At 49.4% G+C, this 21,451-nt stretch carries 18 protein-coding genes and 1 riboswitch; of the genes, 1 reads left to right on the plus strand and 17 read right to left on the minus strand.

The genetic code is table 11. From position 1 onward, the window contains the following. Positions 1–79 precede the first annotated feature (79 nt). On the minus strand, positions 80–763 hold the full coding sequence (locus AB3N00_RS25620) for a response regulator transcription factor (RefSeq protein ID WP_413037095.1): 684 nt from the start codon (positions 761–763) through the stop codon (positions 80–82). Positions 764–970: 207 nt separating this feature from the next. Here AB3N00_RS25620 and AB3N00_RS25625 point away from each other — a divergent pair, with 207 nt between their 5' ends. After that, positions 971–2,734 (plus strand): alpha-glycosidase, encoded by a 1,764-nt coding sequence (locus AB3N00_RS25625; protein ID WP_413037096.1) that lies wholly within the window; start codon positions 971–973, stop codon positions 2,732–2,734. Positions 2,735–2,906: 172 nt separating this feature from the next. Here the strand turns inward: AB3N00_RS25625 and sdaAA are convergent, their stop codons facing one another. From sdaAA to AB3N00_RS25705, 16 genes are all read right to left on the minus strand, one after another. Then, complete coding sequence (gene sdaAA / locus AB3N00_RS25630) at positions 2,907–3,848, minus strand: L-serine ammonia-lyase, iron-sulfur-dependent, subunit alpha (protein WP_413037097.1); 942 nt, start codon at positions 3,846–3,848, stop codon at positions 2,907–2,909. Then, positions 3,838–4,527 (minus strand): L-serine ammonia-lyase, iron-sulfur-dependent subunit beta, encoded by a 690-nt coding sequence (gene sdaAB / locus AB3N00_RS25635; RefSeq protein WP_413037098.1) that lies wholly within the window; start codon positions 4,525–4,527, stop codon positions 3,838–3,840. Before sdaAB ends, sdaAA begins: the two co-directional genes overlap by 11 nt. Before the next feature lie 214 nt (positions 4,528–4,741). Next, a riboswitch (glycine riboswitch) is annotated at positions 4,742–4,867 on the minus strand. Between the two features lie 195 nt (positions 4,868–5,062). After that, a complete protein-coding gene (locus tag AB3N00_RS25640; protein ID WP_413037099.1) occupies positions 5,063–6,343 on the minus strand; it encodes an MFS transporter in 1,281 nt (426 codons plus the stop codon). A gap of 207 nt (positions 6,344–6,550) precedes the next feature. After that, a complete protein-coding gene (locus AB3N00_RS25645; RefSeq protein WP_413037100.1) occupies positions 6,551–8,071 on the minus strand; it encodes a PH domain-containing protein in 1,521 nt (506 codons plus the stop codon). Continuing rightward, a complete protein-coding gene (locus AB3N00_RS25650) occupies positions 8,064–8,558 on the minus strand; it encodes a PH domain-containing protein (protein WP_413037101.1) in 495 nt (164 codons plus the stop codon). The genes AB3N00_RS25645 and AB3N00_RS25650 overlap by 8 nt, the downstream gene beginning before the upstream one ends. Before the next feature lie 30 nt (positions 8,559–8,588). Next, positions 8,589–9,677, minus strand: a complete 1,089-nt coding sequence (locus AB3N00_RS25655; protein ID WP_413037102.1) for a LolA family protein — start codon at positions 9,675–9,677, stop codon at positions 8,589–8,591. Between the two features lie 27 nt (positions 9,678–9,704). After that, positions 9,705–11,177, minus strand: coding sequence for an ATP-binding protein (locus AB3N00_RS25660; RefSeq protein WP_413037103.1), 1,473 nt, complete (start codon positions 11,175–11,177; stop codon positions 9,705–9,707). Further along, positions 11,174–11,884 (minus strand): response regulator transcription factor, encoded by a 711-nt coding sequence (locus tag AB3N00_RS25665; protein WP_413037104.1) that lies wholly within the window; start codon positions 11,882–11,884, stop codon positions 11,174–11,176. The genes AB3N00_RS25660 and AB3N00_RS25665 overlap by 4 nt, the downstream gene beginning before the upstream one ends. A gap of 200 nt (positions 11,885–12,084) precedes the next feature. Continuing rightward, positions 12,085–13,125, minus strand: coding sequence for a phosphotransferase enzyme family protein (locus tag AB3N00_RS25670; protein ID WP_413037105.1), 1,041 nt, complete (start codon positions 13,123–13,125; stop codon positions 12,085–12,087). A gap of 240 nt (positions 13,126–13,365) precedes the next feature. Then, entirely contained in the window at positions 13,366–14,121 is a 756-nt protein-coding gene (gene pstB / locus AB3N00_RS25675) for a phosphate ABC transporter ATP-binding protein PstB (protein ID WP_175395826.1), read from the minus strand. Positions 14,122–14,133: 12 nt separating this feature from the next. Then, on the minus strand, positions 14,134–15,021 hold the full coding sequence (gene pstA / locus AB3N00_RS25680; RefSeq protein ID WP_175395944.1) for a phosphate ABC transporter permease PstA: 888 nt from the start codon (positions 15,019–15,021) through the stop codon (positions 14,134–14,136). 2 nt (positions 15,022–15,023) lie between these two features. After that, the gene (pstC, locus tag AB3N00_RS25685) at positions 15,024–15,959 is read right to left on the minus strand and encodes a phosphate ABC transporter permease subunit PstC (RefSeq protein WP_236146679.1); all 936 of its coding nucleotides are present in this window, start codon (positions 15,957–15,959) and stop codon (positions 15,024–15,026) included. Positions 15,960–16,073: 114 nt separating this feature from the next. Next, positions 16,074–17,006: a phosphate ABC transporter substrate-binding protein gene (locus tag AB3N00_RS25690; RefSeq protein ID WP_413037106.1), complete on the minus strand. Its 933-nt coding sequence runs from the start codon at positions 17,004–17,006 to the stop codon at positions 16,074–16,076. A gap of 445 nt (positions 17,007–17,451) precedes the next feature. Then, positions 17,452–17,583, minus strand: a complete 132-nt coding sequence (locus AB3N00_RS25695; RefSeq protein WP_413037107.1) for a hypothetical protein — start codon at positions 17,581–17,583, stop codon at positions 17,452–17,454. Positions 17,584–17,899: 316 nt separating this feature from the next. Further along, the gene (locus tag AB3N00_RS25700) at positions 17,900–19,192 is read right to left on the minus strand and encodes an arsenic transporter (protein WP_413037108.1); all 1,293 of its coding nucleotides are present in this window, start codon (positions 19,190–19,192) and stop codon (positions 17,900–17,902) included. 140 nt (positions 19,193–19,332) lie between these two features. Further along, the gene (locus AB3N00_RS25705) at positions 19,333–21,426 is read right to left on the minus strand and encodes a methyl-accepting chemotaxis protein (protein WP_413037109.1); all 2,094 of its coding nucleotides are present in this window, start codon (positions 21,424–21,426) and stop codon (positions 19,333–19,335) included. Between the last annotated feature and the right edge of the window lie 25 nt (positions 21,427–21,451).

A 21,451-nucleotide genomic window follows, 5' to 3' on the forward strand; every position in this document is an offset into this window, starting at 1 on the left:
CCAAATCGAAACTTTCGTTTCCCGGTCTTTTTTCCTTCACTCTGATCTTTCAGGTTCTCCTGCTTTCTAAACCGCCCGATCATGGTTTCTTCACACGATATCCAACCCCGCGCACGGTTTGAATCACTGACGGATTGGCTGGATCGATCTCAAGCTTCTCGCGCAGATGGCGAATATGTACCATTAATGTCTTATCCCCATCCAGGTAGGGCTCGTTCCATACAGCTTCATAAATCTGTTCCTTCGTACGGATCATGCCCATATGCCTGAGCAGGTATGCGAAGATGTGAAACTGTTTTCCCGATAAAATGATCTCCTCCCCCGTCTCCTCATTGACAATCCGATTGTCCTTCTCATAGATGGACAGGTGATCCAGCTTCAGAGCAGCATCCGAGGAAACCGTAGTCCCTGCCTTTCGCAGCTGGACTTCAATTCGCGCAGCGAGTTCATCGGGGTGAAACGGCTTGGTTACATAATCATCGGCAAAATCAAGCCCATGCAGCTTGTCATCAATGGACGTTCTGGCCGAGAGCATGACGATAGGCACGGAAGGATGTTCCTTTTTCAGCCTCTGTCCCACCGTGAATCCATCCAGCCCTGGCAGCATGACATCCAAAATGATCAGCGAGCAGTCCCCGGCAGCTTCAGCAGCGCCTTCTCCACTTCCCAGCCATACGACCTCATAACCACGCTCCTCCAGGTCTGCTCTGACCCATGTAGCGATTTCCGTATCGTCCTCAATGTATAGCAGTTTTGTTTTCATGCGTAAATTCGTTTCCTTTCTGCACCCTTTGGGTTAATTATATATCTGAACATAATGGAGTAAGCTGTATGTATAACGAACAATGCTCCAACTAAGGAATAGTCTGTTACTTTTATTTGTATTATACCTTAATCTTCAGCTGTAGAAATGTCATGCCTTGAGGTCTATCAAGTACATACCATATGTGAAAAGGGGAGGAATTTTAACATGCTGCTGGAAGCCATCTATCACCAACCCAAACGAAACTGGGCGTACGCCTACGATAAGGATACCGTTCGCCTGCGTCTGCGTGCCAAAAAGAATGATCTCACCGAGGTATACGCCATGACGGGTGATAAATACGCATGGGAAAACACCAAAGAGTTGATTCCATTGGCCAAGTTCACCTCCGATTCCATGTTCGACTACTATGAGGGTGAAGTGAAGCCTCCATATCATCGTCTTAAATACTCCTTTTTGCTGAAAAGCGGAGACGAGCAGATCTGGATGTCCGAAACGGATTTCCAGGAAGACGAACCTGACGATCCAGGGCAGATGTTTCAGTTCCCCTATATTCACCCGGGTGCGCTCTTCACGCCGCCTGAGTGGGTCAAGGATGCTGTCTTCTATCAGATCTTTCCAGAGCGGTTTGCCAACGGAAACCCTGACCTTAATCCGGAGAATGTCGAGCCCTGGGGCGGCGAACCAACACCGTCCAACTTTTTCGGAGGCGACCTCCAGGGTGTGATTGATCATCTGGACTATCTCAGCGAGCTGGGTATTAACGCCATCTATTTTACCCCCATCTTCGAAGCAACCACCAACCATAAATATGATACCGAAGACTATCTGCGGGTAGATCGGCATTTCGGTGATGCAGATACAGTGAAACGGCTGGTTAAGCTGTGCCATGAACGCGGCATCCGGGTGCTTCTGGACGCGGTGTTCAATCATTCCGGGAAGACGTTTGCGCCCTTTGTGGACGTGCAGGAGAACGGAGAGAAGTCCAAGTACAAAGACTGGTTCCACGTACATGAGTTCCCGCTTGATGTGAAAGATGGTATCCCTACCTATGAAACCTTTGGTTTCGAGCCTCACATGCCCAAGCTGAACACAGAAAATCCCGAGGTGAAAGACTATCTGCTGAAGGTTGCCGAGTATTGGATCAAGGAAGTGGGCATGGACGGCTGGCGACTGGATGTCGCGGACGAAGTGGATGATGCATTCTGGCGAGAATTCCGCCGGGTAGTGAAAGCTGCGAATCCTGATGCGTACATTCTCGGTGAGATATGGAATGAATCCTCGGCCTGGCTGCAAGGCGACCAGTTCGATGCCTCCATGAACTATCCGTTTACCGATGCCGTGAATGGTTTCTTTGTGAAAAATAAAATGAATGCCGAGACGTTCGCGAACTCCATCGGCCGGCAATTGTCACGTTATCCGCTGCAAGCCAGCGAAGTGGCGTTCAACCTGTTGGACAGCCATGATACCCCAAGGCTGCTGACGCTATGTGAAGGTGACCAGCGCAAAATGAAACTGGCGGCGCTATTCCAGTTTACTTACATAGGAACGCCGTGCATCTATTACGGAGACGAGATTGGGCTGGATGGTGGAGCTGACCCGGGCTGCCGGAAATGCATGGAGTGGGATGAAGCCAAGCAGGACCGCGAGTTGTTAGCCTTTTATCAACAGCTCATTGCGCTTCGTCATGCTCACCCCGCTCTGCGCGCAGAAGGCAAAGTGCGATTCCTGCAGGCTCGGGCAGAAGGAAGCCAGCTGGTCCTGGAACGGCAGAGTGATGAGGAACGCATTCTCATTCTGTTCAATCGTTCGGAGGAGACGGCGATCATTGAACTGGATGCAGGTACAGGCGAATGGACCGAATTATTGGACGGCAACCATCGTACAGCCAGGGACGGCAATGTTCTGGCGATTGAGCTGCCTGCTTATGGTTATGCCGTATTAAGTACGGAGATCACTCGATACAAGTAGTCACTTTGCATGCACTTTAGAGTACACGACCTTCCCTCTACTTATTAATACCAAAGGAGCTAATTCAGATTTCCTGAATCGAAAACAAGCGTCCTGTATGACCTGTAAAAGGGCCAGCGGACGCTTGTTTTATTTGTTTTCTATGATGAATGCTCGCCTTAGCTGCTCGGTTCTAAGCCTGCTCTTCCGAATTTCCCCGAGCGTTTCCCATCTCCTCCTCAGGCTCTGCACGCTTCGCCTTCGGTTTGGCCAGCTTCTCCATCATTTTCCGCCCCGTTGGCGTCTGGGCCAATCCACCCTGCGCTGTCTCCCGATGCCTGCTCGGCATTGCACTGCCCACCTCCAGCATGACGTCAATGACTTCGTCCGATGGTATGGCACTTCGTACTCCGGCCAGTGCCATGTCGGCCGCAGCCAGAGCTGTTACGGCGCCCAGTCCGTTACGGACGATGCACGGGATTTCCACGAGGCCTGCAACCGGATCGCAGATGAGGCCCAGTGTATTTTTTAACGCGAGACCTACCGCATGAACAACCTGCTCCGGTGTCCCTCCGCGCAGTTCGACCATGGCACCGGCAGCCATGCCGATCGCAGAACCGACTTCAGCCTGACAGCCGCCTTCAGCACCGGAAATAAACGAGTTGTTGGCAATAACATATCCAATCGCACCTGCACAGAATAGGCCGTTCACCAGATGCTCATCACTCCAGCCGAATCGCTCTTGGGAGCTGATAAATACCCCCGGGATAATGCCACACGAACCTGCTGTCGGCGTAGCCACGATCCGGCCCATGGAAGCATTGACTTCAGACACACAAAGGGCATATGCCATCGCAAGTGCAGAAGCATCACCCGAACAGGTTTCGCCTTGACGAATATACTCCGCCATTTTCTTGCCGTCTCCGCCGGTCAAGCCACTGCGTGAAGTTGTATCCTCTGTCAGCCCTTTCTGCACAGCCTCCTTCATCACCTGATAGTACTCTGACATTTGCCGTACAACATCTGCTTCAGGCGTATTGGTCTCCTGAACCTGCTCCTCAATCATCAGCTCAGCAATGGTTTTGGATTCAGCTGTACAGATGGTATTCAATTCGTGCAAGTGCTTAAACCGCATTCGGATCCACCCCTTTCTTCAAATCAATAACGCGAATATCCAGCACATGATCCAGTGACCGCAAGCGGTTCAACATTTCCGGACTTGGCGCTCCGTCCATTTCCATCGCAGTCAGCGCTTCGCCATCCCGGGCTTTCCGGTCCACTTGCATGTAACCGATGTTAACACCTGACGAACTGATCGTAGACGTAACCGAGGCGAGCACCCCTGCTTTGTCCGAATGGCGCAGAACCAGTGTTGGAAACTCTCCACTGATCTGTACACGGAAATCATTGAGCGAATGCACCGATACGCTGCCGCCACCAATGGAAGCACCAATCAGCGAGCATTGACGCTCACCGTACCACAACTCGATCTTGACCGTATTGGGATGCGGAGCAGGTAGTCCACTCGTAAAGAATTCAACCTCCATACCCGCTTGCTCCGCATATTCCTCGGCGTCCGGTATACGCGGATCATCCGTGGCATAGTCAAGCAAACCGCCGATCAGTGCCAGATCCGTACCATGACCCTGGTACGTATCAGCAAATGAACCGTACAATGTCAGCCTGGCACGTTCCGGGGTACATCCCAGCCACTGACGCGCAATTCTCCCCAGCCTTGCTGCCCCAGCTGTATGTGAACTTGAAGGACCCGTCATCGACGGACCAATAATCGAAAAAACATCTTTAAAACGCATCCTGCACCCCTCCATATCGTCATATCCATCCAGACATGCACCATAATGTTCCTTCATTACTGAATGATGACATCAAAAAAGGACAGTAGAAGGCCTTAGGCCCTCTCTCTGTCCTCGTTACCTGAGAGTTTCATGATCAGGGGCAGCCGCAATCGGCATACCGTTCTCATCATATACCCCTTGGGTGGCGCAACCGCGCACTCTCCAGAGTTGCGTCCAACGATGGTACATTTACCTGAGAGATTAACCACTGCGCCGGGTGCGCAGCAGCTTGCTCCTTCGGTGCCTGGCAGCCATATTATTACCCTTGGCCGGCTCAGGTCTCTCCCGCTCGTTCTCATCCGCTGTATGGTCACATACTCGTTCGAACACATATCAAACGCTTATCATTTTCAAATGAATCATTCATATAACAGATTAATATGCAACACACGTAATGTCAATAAAAGTGACGTATCATTATCATCTTAAAAAGTTCCTCTTATATTTATATGCATCCTTCATCAATATTGTTCAATTAAGTATAGTATAAAGCCTAACTATTGATCGATTTTTTGGAAGACTCATGTTCGCCATAAAATAGTTGTCTGGAAGGAAACCAGCTAGTAAGCCACAATAGGAGAGCACCCAGCGTAAGAATTGCTGAAACAACCGTATACACCGTCCGAAGGGATATCACTTCAGCAACTCCCCCCATTACCAAAATGGAGATGACCTGTAAAGCACTCAGCATCAGTCCAAGCACGCTGCTCATCCGCCCCATCAGGTCTACCGGAATATTATTCTGATAAAAGGTAACCAGACCCGTGTTCGCCAGTGCGGAACACAGCCCAAGCAGAATAAAGGCGAATGCTGCAAGCTCGAACGAAAATGAACGAGCGAACAGGAAATAGCCAAGCGCAACCAGGAGCACACCACCGCCCATCATATGACGGATAGGAAAGTGTTTGGCGAATAACCAAACCAATAGAGATCCAGCCAAATAGCCAACTCCGGTAACACTCATCAACGCGCCATACTGCGATTCGGACAGGTTCATTACTTGACGGATAAACACCACTTCCTGCGCATCGAGCGACATGCCGATGACGAGAATGATCTGGAACAAAGCATAGACTCCGACCACATAACCTGATTGACGACTGAAGTGCAGCACGGCACGCCAATCCTGTGCAATCAGACGTGGGGTTAGCCTTGTCCCCGTTCCGCGGTTCTGCTCTCCAATGCCCAGCCTTGGCAAGAACATCAGGATCAGTGCAGACACAACAAAGGAAGCTGCATTGGCATAGATCGCGGCCACAGGAGACAGATAGATCAGCATAACTCCCGCTATGGCCGGACCGGTAATAAAAGCGCCTGAGCTGATCATCGCCTGCAGGGAATTGAATCGCTTGCGCCGCTCAGCAGGAACCAGCCGGGTAATATATACCTGTGAAGACGGCACAAATATGGAGGAACACATACTGACAAGAAACATGACGCCATACATCATCCATAGACTCGGCATCAGCGGAAGCATTGCCACGAGTACAGCTCTCACCAGATCGGCTCCAATCATCATCTGCCGCTGGTCATAGCGATCGATCAGACTGCCTGACCAGAACTTGGTGCATACCGAGGCAATAGGGGAGATGATCCACAATCCTGCTACTGCTGCTGGAGACTGAGTCATGTTGAGCACCATCAGATTAATAGCCACAATGTAGATAAAATCCCCCAGATTGGATATGCCTACCCCACCAAGCAGCAATCCGGCATGTTTCCATCCACCTCGCCGGCTTGTTTCCGCTTCCCCCTTTTTGTGATCATTGCTCATCCATTACATCCCTCCTTAATGAATCATCTAATTACAGAAAGGAAAATCCCATTAAATGTATTATCTCCTATTTCATCCTCTTCTCGCAGTAACAACATGGATCATGCCAAACGTTGTTGATCACGTTTAGTTAGCCTCCCAAACATAAAAAAGACTGCCGGCATTCCGGCAGCCTTAAATGGGTACATACTTCGTGATATTCGATTTTCATCTCTTCATAAAGGCAGAAGCCTGCCGAAACCAGTCCTTAACAGCATTGGCCTGTTCCCGTTCCAGAAAAACCGCTTTAAAGCCGATTCGATTCACCATAAGTTTCGCCCGGACGGATAACAAGGATTTGCTTCGCTGTCCAGGCGTAGCAACAGTATTCACCGTGACCACATGAGGCCGGCGCATTAATGCCGTACTGCGGGATATGGTCCGGTGGCGAAGTGTTAGCTGCTTGCCTTGAATACTCATCCCCTCATCGTTGAAGCATCCGTATCCCCACACGGCGCATATGGGCAATAAGAGAAACAGCAGTGCGCCCGTTGGGCCCAGAAACACGGTTCCCGCCGTTCCGAGCACGGCTGCACCAAGCAATTTCCAGCGCAGGAACAGCCAGCGCGCTCTCTTCGGAGGGCATGTAACGGGTGGCTGCAATTCGAATTGCGGTACAATTCGGGCGAGCAGCTCATTCACATCACGGAGCGGCAGCAGCGGATGCAGCATCATTTTTTTCTCCGTCTCTGAAGTCAGAACAAAAATCTCCACCTCGGCATAACCAAATGGCTGTCGCAGCAGCCCTTCCTTGATCTCCACTGCCTGCACCTTAGCGGGAGAAAATACATGCTTTTTCCGGTCGAGCAGACCGGAGACAATCGTAATATTACCGCCTTCCTGTTCTACGGTAAATCCGGCATATTTGATCGTAAACAGCACTGCCGACAAAATCCATGCCAGCAAAAACATGACGGGAACAAGTCCGAGCCACCAGATCGCTGACAGCTGTCCAGCCCGTTCAACCAAACTGCTGTAGAAGTGATCCGGGATCAGGTCATCTGCGAATGAGTAGACCCCTGTACCAAATACCACAACAAGCGGCAGATTCATCGTTGTCAACGCTCCGGCAAACAGTCTGCCGGCTGACAGCCGCAGCAGAACCTCCCGCTCCCGCGGCATAAGGGGAGCAGACTCGTGTATAGCCCCCTCATTCTGCTCAGGAGATTCTCCCTCTTCATGGTGAGCATGCTCATGAGCGTATTCGGCTGCGGTAGGTGCTTCCTCTTTCTTCGCAGCTTCACTTCGTTTCAGATATAGCCATTGCTCTACCCGTTCGGCCTCCGCAATCGCCAGAGCGGGAAGCACCCCATCCGCCTCTGTGTTGCCTCCCGGCGTCTCAATCTTGAGCTGAGCCAGCCGGAGGATCCGCTGAATCAGAGGCTGTTGTGTCTGGATGGAGTGAATCCGGCTAAAATAGATCGATTTCTCCTCCCGGACAAATATGCCCCGGCGCAGCACAATTCGATCTTCCTGCAGCGTATAGCTGAATTTACGCCATGTAAACCACCCATACAGAACAAAAGGTAGCACGATTACTACAATTGCTGCAGCGTAACCGTACCAGGGAAACTTGCTCCAGTTCACGCCTTTGATGATGAGCAAAACGAGGATTGGAATGATGGACTTCATTACACTAAAAAGGGGGAATAAGACGTACAACTTATGTAGACGCTTCGGTTCATTCATCGTGGTCTTCCACCTTGGCCAGATGTCCGATATTGCGCTTCAACTGCTCCGCTTCTTCCCTCTCCAGTCCGGCAATGTGGAGCGTGGCTGCCGCCGTAACGATGCTGACTTTGGCTAGCCCATACTTTCGCAGCAGCGGACCACTCTCCAGTTCCACTTGCTGTACACGTGTCATCGGCACAATGGTGTCCGTCTGCCACAGCCATCCTGAATGAATTTCCAGCTCATCTTCAGCAACCCGAAAACTGAAATGCCGATAACGCAATCCGGGCAGAATCCAGGTGTACCAGATTAGTGAAATGATGAAAAGCCCCACACCCATCCATCCCGGCCACTGCACCCACTCCTTAACCCATGCGACAATCAGATATGCGATGGCCAGAAGAGTCAACAGCCCATTGACCGTCAAGGCCGTCAGGGCTGTTGCTTGTTTGGCTTTGGGGTGGAGACGCCGCAGTTCTCCGTTGTTATGCTCTGTGTAATCCATTGCTTGACTCACACTCTCCTACAATTCAAATTAAGGCTGATTGGGCAGTGTCAGATCCTTCGCCCAAGCTTGAAGCTTCTCCTTCGTCCATTCTTCGTTCTCACCCATGATGGAGTAACGCAGTCCATTCTCGCTCCATGATATGTTCCGGATGCTCTTCATATACGAACCCTCGGTGTCCCGAACCTCAATCTTGGACTCATCAGGCAGCAGTGTATCATCACCATTTTCATCCGGTGCCTGGAATACCGTCAGACTCACTTCCACCTTGTTGTTGTTGACATAATACAAAGTCACTTCATCCCTGCCGAAATCTCCACTTGATGAATACATCTCAATCCGTGACAGTTCAAGCGCACCGTTCATATCCTGCAGAAAGGGTTGTCCCAAAGCTTGTTCAGCTTCTTCCAGACTCACTTCCGAACTCTGGGTTAGATCATTCAGATCCTTCACTTCAACCCCCTTGGGGATGTCGATCACGAACGTATCCTCAGAAAATTCAGGATCATATTGAATCGGATCATAGACCATTTCAGACTTTTCATCGCCATATGTGCTAATGACTTTAACAATCATCCACGTTTTGGGGTCTACCCAATACTCGGAGGAGATGGATAATGTGCCTTCTTCTTTTGGCATCAGTTTAATGTGAATGACATCCTGCCCGTGAAGCTCTTCCTGTCCCATCATATCCACATCATGGGAATCCCGCAACCGTTCCAGCTGATCCACCAGCATCTGCTTTTGAGTCTGTTCAGGCTGTTGTCCCATGGCAGATACGTCCATTGAATACGCCGTACCCGTCTCCTTTTCGTAAATGGTAATATCCGTTCCATTATTGACCGCGTAGCTTACGTTGCCATTCTCCTCTGTTTCTGTGCGCTTACGCCCTGTCTCTCCGTCGACCCATTCCTTGATATGCATGGTGTGGTTCAGTTTGTCATCCGACCACACCTTCATAACACCTTCGGCGTAATACGAGGCGGGTTCCGTTTCTGCACTGACGACCTTCTCGATCATCTCATCACCCGACAGGCCAAGCATATCCTTCTCCGCACAACCCCCGAGCAGTGAACCTGCAAGTAAGGCCATTCCTAGCATCATCCATCCTTTTTTCATCATACCACTCATCCTCTCTTATTTCGTTCAAAACCTCTGCGTTTCAGGCAATCGGCATGCTGCCAGCGTTCCGTATCCCTCGGATGACCACATGCGCATATCCCCTCCGTGCTTTATGGCAATCCGTTTGGCTATGCTTAATCCCAGACCCGAACCTCCTGCATAACCTTTCTCCTCCTGATTTTGAAGTTGAACATAGGGCTCGAAAATGCGACGCAGCTGTTCTTCAGGAATAGCAGGCCCTTCATTTTGCACCAGAATCAATGTTGATCCCGCCCTGTACTCATTCAACTCCAAATCCAGCGAAGGCATGATCCATTCCGGCAGCGGCTGATCTGAAGCAATGACTCCCAGCCCCATTACACCATTCATCCTTGTGTGGCGAAGTGCATTGTTAATCAAGTTATCGGTCAGGCGCATCAGCTGTTCGGGATGAACCTGGTACAGATGGTTTGTGCAGACAACCGTCTTCACGCCAATCTGTCCACGCTCGGTTAGTTCCCCATAACTCCCAAGCAGCATATCGAAGAATTCTTCACCTTCCACCTCAACCATGGCCATCTCCGATTCAGTGGAACCCAGTGCCGTGTACATCTCAAGTTCACCAATCATTCGTTTCATCCGCTCCACATTACCAAACAGCACTTCCCGGTACTCCTGTCTCTCCATTGGCTCTAAAGGCGTATCAACACTAAGTGCCTCTGCATAGGCACTAATGGACATTAACGGTGTCTTCAGGTCATGAGACAGCGAAGCGACCATGAGCTCTTTCTCTTGCTGCTCCTTCTCCACCTCTGCCCGGGTCCGTCTGACTTTTTCCTGCATTGCATCAAATTGCTGCAGCAACGTGCCCATTTCATCACGACGTATCGATACATCATTCATAGGGGTTTCTCCCCGAGCAAAAGCATGCATTCTGCCCATCAGTTGTTTCATCGGGCGGAAAAGCTTTCTGGATAGCAGCCAGAGCACGGTGCCATATAACAGGATAAAGAAAACGGAGGCGGATCCAATGACCCAGGTTGTCCGAATAGAGATGCCTTTGATCCACTCTCCACGGAGCATGGTGATTTCATAAATGCCAACCAGCTCGCCCTTTTCCCATACCGGTTTTTTCAGCGTAAATGTGCGATGACGAATCTGCATGTCGTACAGATCACGATATAATTCCGATCCCCTGACAGTATAAGCACCGGCAGACCAGGTATCCCCGCCAGATGTATACACCCGAATGCCAGACGGCAAATACAGGTCAAAGTTCACTTGTTCATTCGCCAGTTTGGAGAGCGGAGCATAGGCATCGGCCGATTGCAGACGGTACAGACCCGGGTCAGATAATACCTGCTCAATAGGAGCCAGCCGTCCGGATAGCTCCACATACTCCGTTACGGCACGCTGTTCGTTATAGTAGTTGTACAGGGAGAATAGAGCCCAGCCTGCGGCGACAGGCAGCAGCATCACAATGAGAAAAGCAATCATCAACCAGTACTTCAGCTTCATTCCACGGGATCCCCTACAAATCGGTATCCGCTGCCCCACACAGTCTGAATCCAGCGAGGTTGATGGGGCTCATCACCCAGCTTGGCCCGCAGGCTCTTCACATGGACAGTAACCGTGCCTGAGCTTCCCGCTACCGGCCGATTCCATACATGTTCATATATTTCCGCCTTGGTGAATGCCCGGCCCGGATGAGATGCGAGCAATGTGAAAAAGGCCCACTCCTTGTTGGTCAGTACGACATCTTCCCCATGAAGCTGCACCCGCTGATTCAATAGGTCGATCGACAACCCGTCGTTGTATAGTTGATGGGTTGAATCCGGCTTGTTGCCCTGATATCTGCGGTATCTGCTAAGATGGGATTCAATACGGGCTGTAAGTTCCGCCAGGCTGAATGGCTTGGTAATATAATCGTCAGCTCCCAGGCCAAGACCTCTGACTTTGCTCTCTTCTTCGATGCGTGCACTCATCATGAGCAGCGGAACGTCGCTGATCAGTCTGATATTTTTGCATACCGTGAACCCGTCCATTTCTGGCAGCATCAAATCCAACAAAACCAGTTGATAGGTCCCTTCTCTGAAATCTTCCCAGCTCTCCAGACCACTCGAAGCCCAAGTCACACCGTACCCCTCACGCCGAAGATGGTCCATTAAAATGCGGGCAATTTCCATGTCATCCTCTACCAGCAATATGTTTATGTTGTCTCTCATCGCTGTTTCATCCTCCCCATAACTGTATTGTAGTGAAGAATGTTCATCCCTCCGCAGAGTTTATACTTTCTTCATAAATGCGTTTATCGAACATAAGCACAGTAAAGCGTACGCAAAAAGAGCCCCCTGATCCCAGGACGCCCTCTTCCATTGGTTGACGCATGCTGCCGTTATGTCTTCATTTCTGATTGCGAAATAGGCTATAGATCATAGAAGATTTGTTGATTCTGGATATAAGGCCGGCAGTACTTGCTGCAAAGCTTGGGCATCCGATCCTTCATCCACTCATGCCTGGACTCGTTCCCCATTTGGAAGGCAAAATAGCCAAACGTAAAGATCAGCATGAATCCTTCCATCAGCCTGATCTCTTGTTCCGTGAGCGGGACCCTTTGTTTCGTATACCCGAACAGGAACACATCCCGTTCTTCCCGGTTGAAGATCAAGGCCGCACCTCCGGTATCAAAGAGATAGTAACCATAACCGTATAAACAGAAGTCTATCATGGAAATCCCCTGTTCCGTCACCAGCAAATTGCCCCGGGTGATGTCTCCGTGAATCACTCCCCATGTCTCCGGATGATGGGAATATGCTTCCAGCTGTTTGTTGATATTTTCAAATGTCTCACGTATCAGTTCAAAATCTTCTGGAGTAAAAATGCTTAATCGAACGCCTTCCTCGAGCTGTCTGAGCATGTTCAGATTTTCCTTGATGCTGCCGTAAGATGGGCGAACATCGGTCTGGTCTGCCCGGAAGGCCGCCTCCTCTGATCCCTGACCAGAAGTCTCAAACGTCTCATGTACACGACCATACTGATGAAGCGTCTGCATCTGCTCCCCCAGGTCATGAATTTGCTCCGCAGTCAGTCGCTCTCCTTGCTGAATGTCTCTGCCTTCAATCCATTCGAGCACCGTGCAACAGATTTCTTCTCCACTTTCCGAGAGCCAGACCGTAACCCAATCTCCTGATGAATTACGAACGGGAATCTGAACACGTAATCCGGCAGTTGACTTCAATTCATGGAGAAGATTCATCTCCGCTTCCAGTGCCGGGCGTGTATGCTGAATCCCCGTCATGCTCGCAAAAGCAGCCTTATGTATACGCAGCAGAAACTTTTGTCCGCTTGCCTCATCAACGACTTGATACGTCAGGTTTTCATTGTGACGGATAAAAGAAACAGATGGATTCTTCAAGGGGTAGTGTGTGATAACCTCAGCTGCCAAGCTGTCCAGGGACGTCGCCACAGTCAACAACTCCTTCGGATTTTATAGGTAATCTGTCTTGCATCTTTAATCTTCTGAAGATAGGTTTGAAAACGTGCAAACGTCATCGTAACTCTGGTTATCGTAGCACGATTGTTTTTGTTATGGCAAACTCTACCATTATTAAAATGTAAAAAGCATAACCCCCAAACTTCCCGTTCGGGTGTTATGCTCTCTTCTCTATTTATAGCTCTATATTATACTCTATCCAATGTACTTCAATTAACCGAAACGTCCCATAATGTATTCTTGCGTCAAACGGTTGTCCGGGTTGGTAAAGATATGCTCCGTATCCCCATGCTCAATCATGCTTCCCAGATAAAAATAAGCTGTGTAGTCCGAGATGCGTGCCGCTTGCTGCATGTTATGGGTTACGATTACGATCCGAAGATCCTTCTTCAGCTCGGAAATCAATTCCTCCACTTTACCGGTAGATACCGGGTCCAGTGCAGATGCCGGCTCATCGAGCAGCAAAATTTGAGGATCAACAGACAATGCGCGAGCAATACACAGACGCTGTTGTTGTCCACCAGAGAGGGACAGGGCCGATTCATTCAGTCGGTCCTTCACTTCATCCCACAGCGCAGCGCGGCGCAAGCTTTTTTCCACAATTTCATCCAGATCCTTCTTGCCTTTAATACCGCGGTAGCGGGGGCCAAACGCGATATTGTTATAGATGGATTTATGAAAAGGGTTAGGCTTCTGCCATACCATGCCGATTTTCTGGCGTAATTTGATAACGTCCGTGCCCGGCTCGTTCAGGTCTTTACCATCCATCCAGATGTGTCCCTCTGTACGTGAGCCGGAAATTTCATCGTTCATGCGGTTGAGGGACCGCAGAAACGTCGATTTCCCGCAGCCGGACGGCCCGATCAGCGCTGTTACACTGGCTTCAGGAAACGTCAGACTGATCTGCTTGACCGCCTGAAAATGTCCATAATATATGCTTAACTGTTCCGTACCGAAAGGTATGGCCATGTTGGTTCCTCCTTATTTCGAAGCTGTCATGCGGCGGTATACAACCCGGCCGATCCAGCGTGCACTCAGATTGAACGCCAGCACAAGAAGAACGAGCACTGCTGAAGCGCCTGCTGCCACTTCCTTGGAATCTGGCCCAATGCCTTCACTGTTGACTTTCCAGATATGAACGGCAAGTGTCTCTGCCGGACGGAACGGATTGAGCGGCGATCTTGGGCTCGTCGGATTCCAGTCTGTGAAGTCCAGTGGAGGACTGCTCATTCCAGCCGTAAACATCAGGGCTGCTGCTTCACCGAAGATCCGGCCGGAAGCCAGGATTGTACCAGTAATCAAGCTTGGCAGCGCCACAGGCAGCAGGATGGAGGTAATGATCTTCCATTTGGACAAACCAAGTGCCAGTCCTGCTTCCTTCTGTTCCTTCGGAACAGCCCGGAAAGCCTGCTCCGTAGTCCGCACCATGAGCGGTAAGTTAAATATCGCGAGTGCCATGGCACCTGAGATCAGGGAGAAGCCAAGACCGAACGTATTAACAATCAATAAGAGACCGAACAAACCGATAACGATCGACGGGAATGAGGACAATACCTCGACAACCAATCGGATGAAACTTGTAATCTTGCCTGGCTTAGCGTACTCCGCCATATAAATTCCTCCGCCCCAGCCGAGCGGAATCGTAATAATCAGGGTTAAGATCAACAGGAAGATCGAGTTGAAGAGCTGTGGACCAATTCCGCCTCCACCTTTGAGCAATTGCGGTGCACTCGTCAGGAAGTGCCAGTTAATTTGTCCCACTCCCCGAAACAGGATGAATCCAAGCAAACCAAGCAGCAATACTACGATGAACAGGGCTAAAACAACAATGACAGACGTAGCAATTTTATCTACCGTTTTCGCCTTCATTTTCATACCCGGTTCCTCCTTTCGAGCAAGCGAACCAGAATGACGAATACAAACGTCATCACGAGCAAGACAAGAGCCATACTCCAGAGCGCATTATTATGAACAGAACCCATGGTGGTGTTACCCATACTCAGAGTGATTACACTTGTTAAAGTGGAAGCTGATTCAAGCAGGGATGTCGGTACATGCGGAGCATTACCGATAACCATCTGTACCGCCAGTGCTTCACCGAAGGCACGGGCCATACCCAGAACGATCCCTGTCAGCAAAGCTGGCAGAACCGTTGGAATAATAACACGGTAGATCGTCTGCCAGCGCGTAGCGCCCAGAGCATAGGACGACTCACGCAAGCCTTTTGGCAGAGCAGACAGAGCGTCTGCCATGATACTTGTTACGGTAGGCAGAATCATAACGGACAGAACCAAACATCCGGCTGCAATCCCGATGCCGGCCCCGCCGAAGATGCTGCGCAATAAAGGCACAATAACACTCAGACCGATAAAACCGTATACGACGGACGGAATACCGGACAACAATTCAATGGCAGGCTGCAATATCTTTTTCCCTTTACCCGGTACGATCTCCGTCATAAAGAGTGCCGCACACAAACTGAGCGGGCTTGCAATCAGAGCGGCCAGCAGGGTGGTTGTGAAGGAACCGGTGATGAACGGTAATGCTCCATAGGCTGCTGGTTCTGATGATGGACTCCACGTTTTGCCGAACAGGAATTCACTCAGGCTCACACCATCCTTAAAAAAGGTTGAGAGACCCTTGGACGCCACAAAATAAACGATGGAAAACATGACAACGATCAACAATACGACACAAATCGACGTATAGATCCGTCCTGTCCATTCTTCCCAGAAATGTTTCTCTCTCAAGGGCCGGCGTGACTTGATCTTGCTGTTCATTACCGTTCCCCCTTCGGTCTGTTCCATAACAACCATCCTTCTATATTAGAGTAATGTAAAATATGGGATTATTTCAGTTCAAACCGCGTAAAGAGGCAGGACCTTAGTCCGCCTCTCTCGCTGTATGCGCAAGTTCAAAGATTATTGAGTCAAGTTACCCGCTGCATCGCGTTTCACTTTCATACCGGATACCGGAATGTAACCCAGTTCCGTTACGTCGTTTTGTTGAATTTCGTCACTCAACATATAGTCGAGGAACGCTTTAGTCGCTGCATCCGGCTCACCTTTAGTGTACATGTGTTGGTAAGCCCACACTGGATATGTTCCAGCTTCTACGTTCTCAACTGTTGCTTCTACGCCTTCGTATTTCAGTACTTGCAAGCTGTCATCCAGATAAGACAGAGCCAGGTAACCGATTGCTCCTGGAGTCTCGGATACGAGTTTCTTAACTGTACCGGAGGAATCTTCTTGGATGGATCCTTGGATATCTTCTACTTTCGTTCCCAGAGCGAAGTTCTCGAATGTTGCACGAGTACCGGAGCTGCTAGGACGGTTAACGATAACGATTGCTTGGTCTGCACCGCCAACATCTTTCCAGTTCGTGATTTTACCGGAGAAAATATCGATCAGTTGTTGCTTCGTCAAGTCTTCTACACCTGCATCTTTGTTGCTTACTGGCGCGATAGCTACTACTGCTACTTGGTGATCAACCAGTTCTTTTGCTTTTGCTTCATCTTCCAGCTTCTCTTCTGCAAATACGTCAGAGTTACCGATTGTAGCTTGTCCGTCGGATACTTGAGTCAGACCCGTACCACTACCGCCACCTTGCACTTGAACTGTTACATTTTTATATTCATCAACTGCCATAAATTTTTGTCCAGCTTGCTCTACCAGAGGTTGCAGTGCTGTTGAACCAACAGCCAGGATGTTTCCGCTAAGCTCAGTAGCTGCTTCGCCTGATCCTGAACCATTGCTTGCAGCGCCCTCTGTACCAGCGTCATTTTTGGATCCGCATGCTGCGAGTACCAGTACGAACGTTAAGGTCATCAAAATAAACGGCAACTTTTTAAACATGTTTTGTTTTCCTCCCCCAATGTAGTGATGGCGTTTTGTGAATTTGTTTGTTCACCATCAACTCTTTTATCATTGTAGTTTCGGTATGTCATCTCAAAATCAATGTTTTGTAAACGCAATGTTAAAATTATGGGCGGTGTTTTGAAATATATGGAAGATAAATCTACTCCGCGAGCGACCGTTCCGGTTCCGGATCGTTCTTCCGATCGCTGTATTTACCCGATTTCAAGTAAATTACATGATGCCACTACGCTGACAGAACAATCTTCCGATCGCTGTTATCCCCCGATTTCATTAGTTTCTTTTCTTTGGTAGAAATCCGGTGATAAAGGCGAGCGCTTCGCTTCTACAGATTATTACTGTCCTCTCCGTTCCTATGTAATGTTAAAAAATCTCCAAAATACCAAGCGAACGCTTCGCTTCTCCAGAGTCGATTCCGTCCCCTTCACTGATTTCGCTGTTGTTTGGTCGCTTCCAGACGTTTCAATCCACCGCCTGGGAGAGATAAGAAAATAGACCAGCCAATAAAAGGCTGGTCTTGTTTAACGTCTTTTTGTAAATAATACTTAAACTTCATATATAGAAGAAAATAAAAAAACCGCCTCTCCTCAGGTGCATAGCACACCAGAGTGAAAGCAGCCTTTTAAACGACAGATCGACCAACAATACTATTGACGAAATAAGATGGACTAGCCTATTTACACGAGAACGAAGAGTACTGAACCAATCTGGAGAAGCAGAGCGGTCGCGTTTATCCACGGATTTCCCCCTTTGGAGAAGGGAATCACAGAAATCCGGGGATAACAGCGATCGGAAGATGGTACTGCACTCGTAGTGGTTTAGTGTAAAGCTAATTGGGTTCATCTTATATAATCTAATGTAATTTGATTTTACTAACCCAAGATCCACAGCCATAGTGCCAGTCCAGCCAGAGTGAACAATAATGTAGGGATCGTCAGGATTACACCTGCCTTGAAATAATATCCCCACGTAATCTTAACGCCCTTCCGTGACAGCACATGCAGCCACAACAATGTGGCCAGTGAACCAATCGGAGTCATTTTCGGACCCAGATCAGATCCGATCACGTTGGCATAGATCAACGCTTCTCGAACAATGCCTTCGGTGTGTGCATCCTGGATCGCCAGTGCATTAATCAGGACGGTTGGTAGATTGTTCATCACCGATGACAATACCGCTGCAATTAAACCCATGCCAAGCGAAGCAGCCAGCAGGCCATGCTCTGCTATGGCATCAAGCCAGCGGCTTAGATGATCAGTTAACCCTGCGTTACGCAGCCCGTAAACCACGATATACATACCTACCGAAAAGACCACAATCGACCAAGGCGCTTCCTTGACGACACGTTTGAGGTCAACTGCTTCGCTCTTGCGTGCCAACATGGCAAACAACAGAGCGACTGCGCCAACGATAACCGATACCGGAATCGGCAGAAACTCACTGGAGACGTATGCAACCATCAGCAGCACAAGCATAAACCAGGCAATACGGAACATCCGCGGATCGCGAATGGCTTCCTTGGGGTCACGCGCAGCGGAGATCTCGTAGCGTAGCGGTATGCTTTTACGATAAAACAGAAATAGCATTCCCGTACTCGCCACAATGGAAAACAGATTGGGAACCATCATCCGCGCGGCATACTCCACAAATGTAATTCCGAAATAATCGGCAGATACAATATTCACCAGATTGCTGACAATCAGCGGCAGTGATGTTGTATCCGCAATAAATCCGCTTGCCATGACAAACGCAAGTACCATGCGTTCATCGAATTTCAGCGCACGCACCATGGCAAGGACAATTGGAGTCAGGATGAGCGCCGCCCCATCATTCGCGAATAGAGCGGACACTGCTGCTCCAAGTAAAATGGAATAAATAAATAATCTGCGTCCGTTTCCTCCAGCCAATCTCGCCATATGAAGGGCCGCCCATTCGAAAAACCCGGTCTCATCCAGGATCAATGAAATCATAATAATGCCGACAAATGCCAGCGTTGCATTCCATACAATGGATGCCACATCGGCGGCATCATTCAGGCTGACGACACCACACAGCAATGCCAGCAAGGCCCCGCCTGAGGCAGACCAACCGATCCCCAATCCACGAGGCTGCCAGATCACCAATGTGACCGTCAATGCAAAAATTAGTATTGCTACGTATGACATAAATCCACCTGTACCTTCACCCTATCATTACTATTAAAAATACACCGCAATTGAAGCGAAAAACCAGACGATATAGTTATACAGGGCAACAGGAGGATTGTCTATCTTTATTTTTTCTATAAGTAGGTGCTGTCACCGGGTTACGCTTGATTCTTGTTTTTCGGTGTTTCTTCGACCATCTTGAACATGCCCAGCAGTCCATGTAACTGTTCCGCCATACTGTTCAGATGTGCCGAAGAGGAAGCGATCTCTTCTACAGAGGCCAGCTGTTCCTCGGAGGAAGCTGAAACTGATTCCGCATTCGCAGCACTCTCCTGGGTTACGATGGAAATATCATCCATGGCTCGTGCAACACGAGCAGCCCCATCCTCCAACTGCTTCGTTGTTTGAGACAGATCATCAAGTGTGTGGGCCGCATCTTCAACAGCCTCCCGGATCTGGGCGAATGACTGTCCTGATGTGTTTACTGCCTGAATTCCGTCTTCCACTCGGGTTTGGGCAGCCGTCATGGCGTTCATCGCAGCATCCATATCCAGGCGGATATTATGAACGAGCTCACCAATTTGTGCTGCCGAGCTGCCCGATTCTTCCGCCAGCTTCCGTACCTCTCCCGCTACCACGGCAAAACCACGGCCCGCGTCACCCGCTCTAGCCGCTTCTATGGAAGCGTTTAGTGCAAGCAGATTGGTCTGTTTGGATATGGACGTAATGACATTAACCATATTGCCAATCTCCGTGGAACGCGCATTCAGGGACTGAACCACCACTGCCAATTGTTCCACGGTCTCCTGAATGCTGCCCATCTGTTCCATAGCCTGACCTGCGGCTTCATTCCCTGAATAAGCTGCTCCGGATGTATTCCGCATATTCGCTGTAATGGACTGCACGCGTTCAGACATTATGCGAACATCTTCGGCCATACGGCTCATCTGTCCCGATCCGTCCGTCACACTTTTGACTTGCTGCTCCGCGCCTTCCGCAAGCTCCTGAATAGACTGTGTTGAATGCTCAATGGCTTTGGTTGTTTGCTCCGCACTTGCGGACAATTGCTGGGAGGAAGCCGATACCTGTTCCGTCGTTTCCTGCACACCCAGAATCATCATTCGGAGGTTATCTACCATACGTTCAAAATACTTGGCGAGTTCGCCTACTTCGTCTTTTCGTCCGGTTTCCATTTTGACCGTCAGATCGCCCTTGCTCACCGCTCGCGCAGATTCTTGCAAACGCCGGATTGGACGCAGCATGGAACGTGTAAACCAGATAATAAATATCAGCGTAAGGAACGTTGCAGCCAAAATAACGATTAACGTTGCCATACGAATGTCTTGGCTGGCATGGGACAGTTCACTTTTTTTCATCGTACCGGCAATCTTCCAGCCCGTTGCTTCATTGGTCGAGAAGGTCATCATCTTGGAATCACCATTGTAGGTGTAGTCGAATCTTCCTTCTTTGCCTGCGAACATCGGATCAAGTTCCGTTGACGTTTCTTGTGTCCCAGATTCCACCACAGGTGAGGAGATATAGTTTTTCTCCGCATCCAAGATGATGACATATCCTTCCTTGCCCACCTTGATGGAAGCCTGCTCGCTAAGATCCGTCAGATCCAAGGACAGCCCCACCACACCGGATTGATCCTCTAACGTTTTTGAAATAAAAACTACGGTTACTCCATCTGTATTCTTGGATACAGCCGAGACTGCAGGAGTACCGGGACTCTCCATTGCAAGCTTGTACCATTCCCTTTCCCGTGGATCATAATTGGATCCTTGCGCACTGCCTGCTGTTTCTTTTCCCCGAATCATGATGCCATCTTCAGTTCCTACAAATATATTCATCGCATCAGGATGCAACCCTACGTACTGCTGCAGTTTCACTTCAATCTCAGAAAAGCCGCTATCCCCACTGAGCATATCCGTCCGAATGGAATTGGCAAAATAATTGATATCATGAATCTTCGCATTTACAAGGGTGTCAATCATTGAGTTAGTAGTGCTTACACTTTGTTTGGCACTATCCATCAGTTGGCCCTCCACCGTGCGATCCGCGATCATTAACGTAATCATCCCAATGATCAGACTGGGCACCAGCAATACAGCCAGAAACGATACCAGTAATTTATTGCGTATGCTCCAGACAAAGCCCTTCTTCTTGTTTTTCTTTTTTGCTTTATTCTCTTTCTGTTTGGCTGGTTTGGCAGCATTTTTCGCTTTCCCTTGATCCAGATTTTCCCCCATCCTGCTTCTCCCCCTCTAAAAAGTT

The organism is Paenibacillus xylanilyticus (assembly GCF_047246825.1).
Classification (GTDB): Bacteria; Bacillota; Bacilli; order Paenibacillales; family Paenibacillaceae; genus Paenibacillus; species Paenibacillus xylanilyticus_B.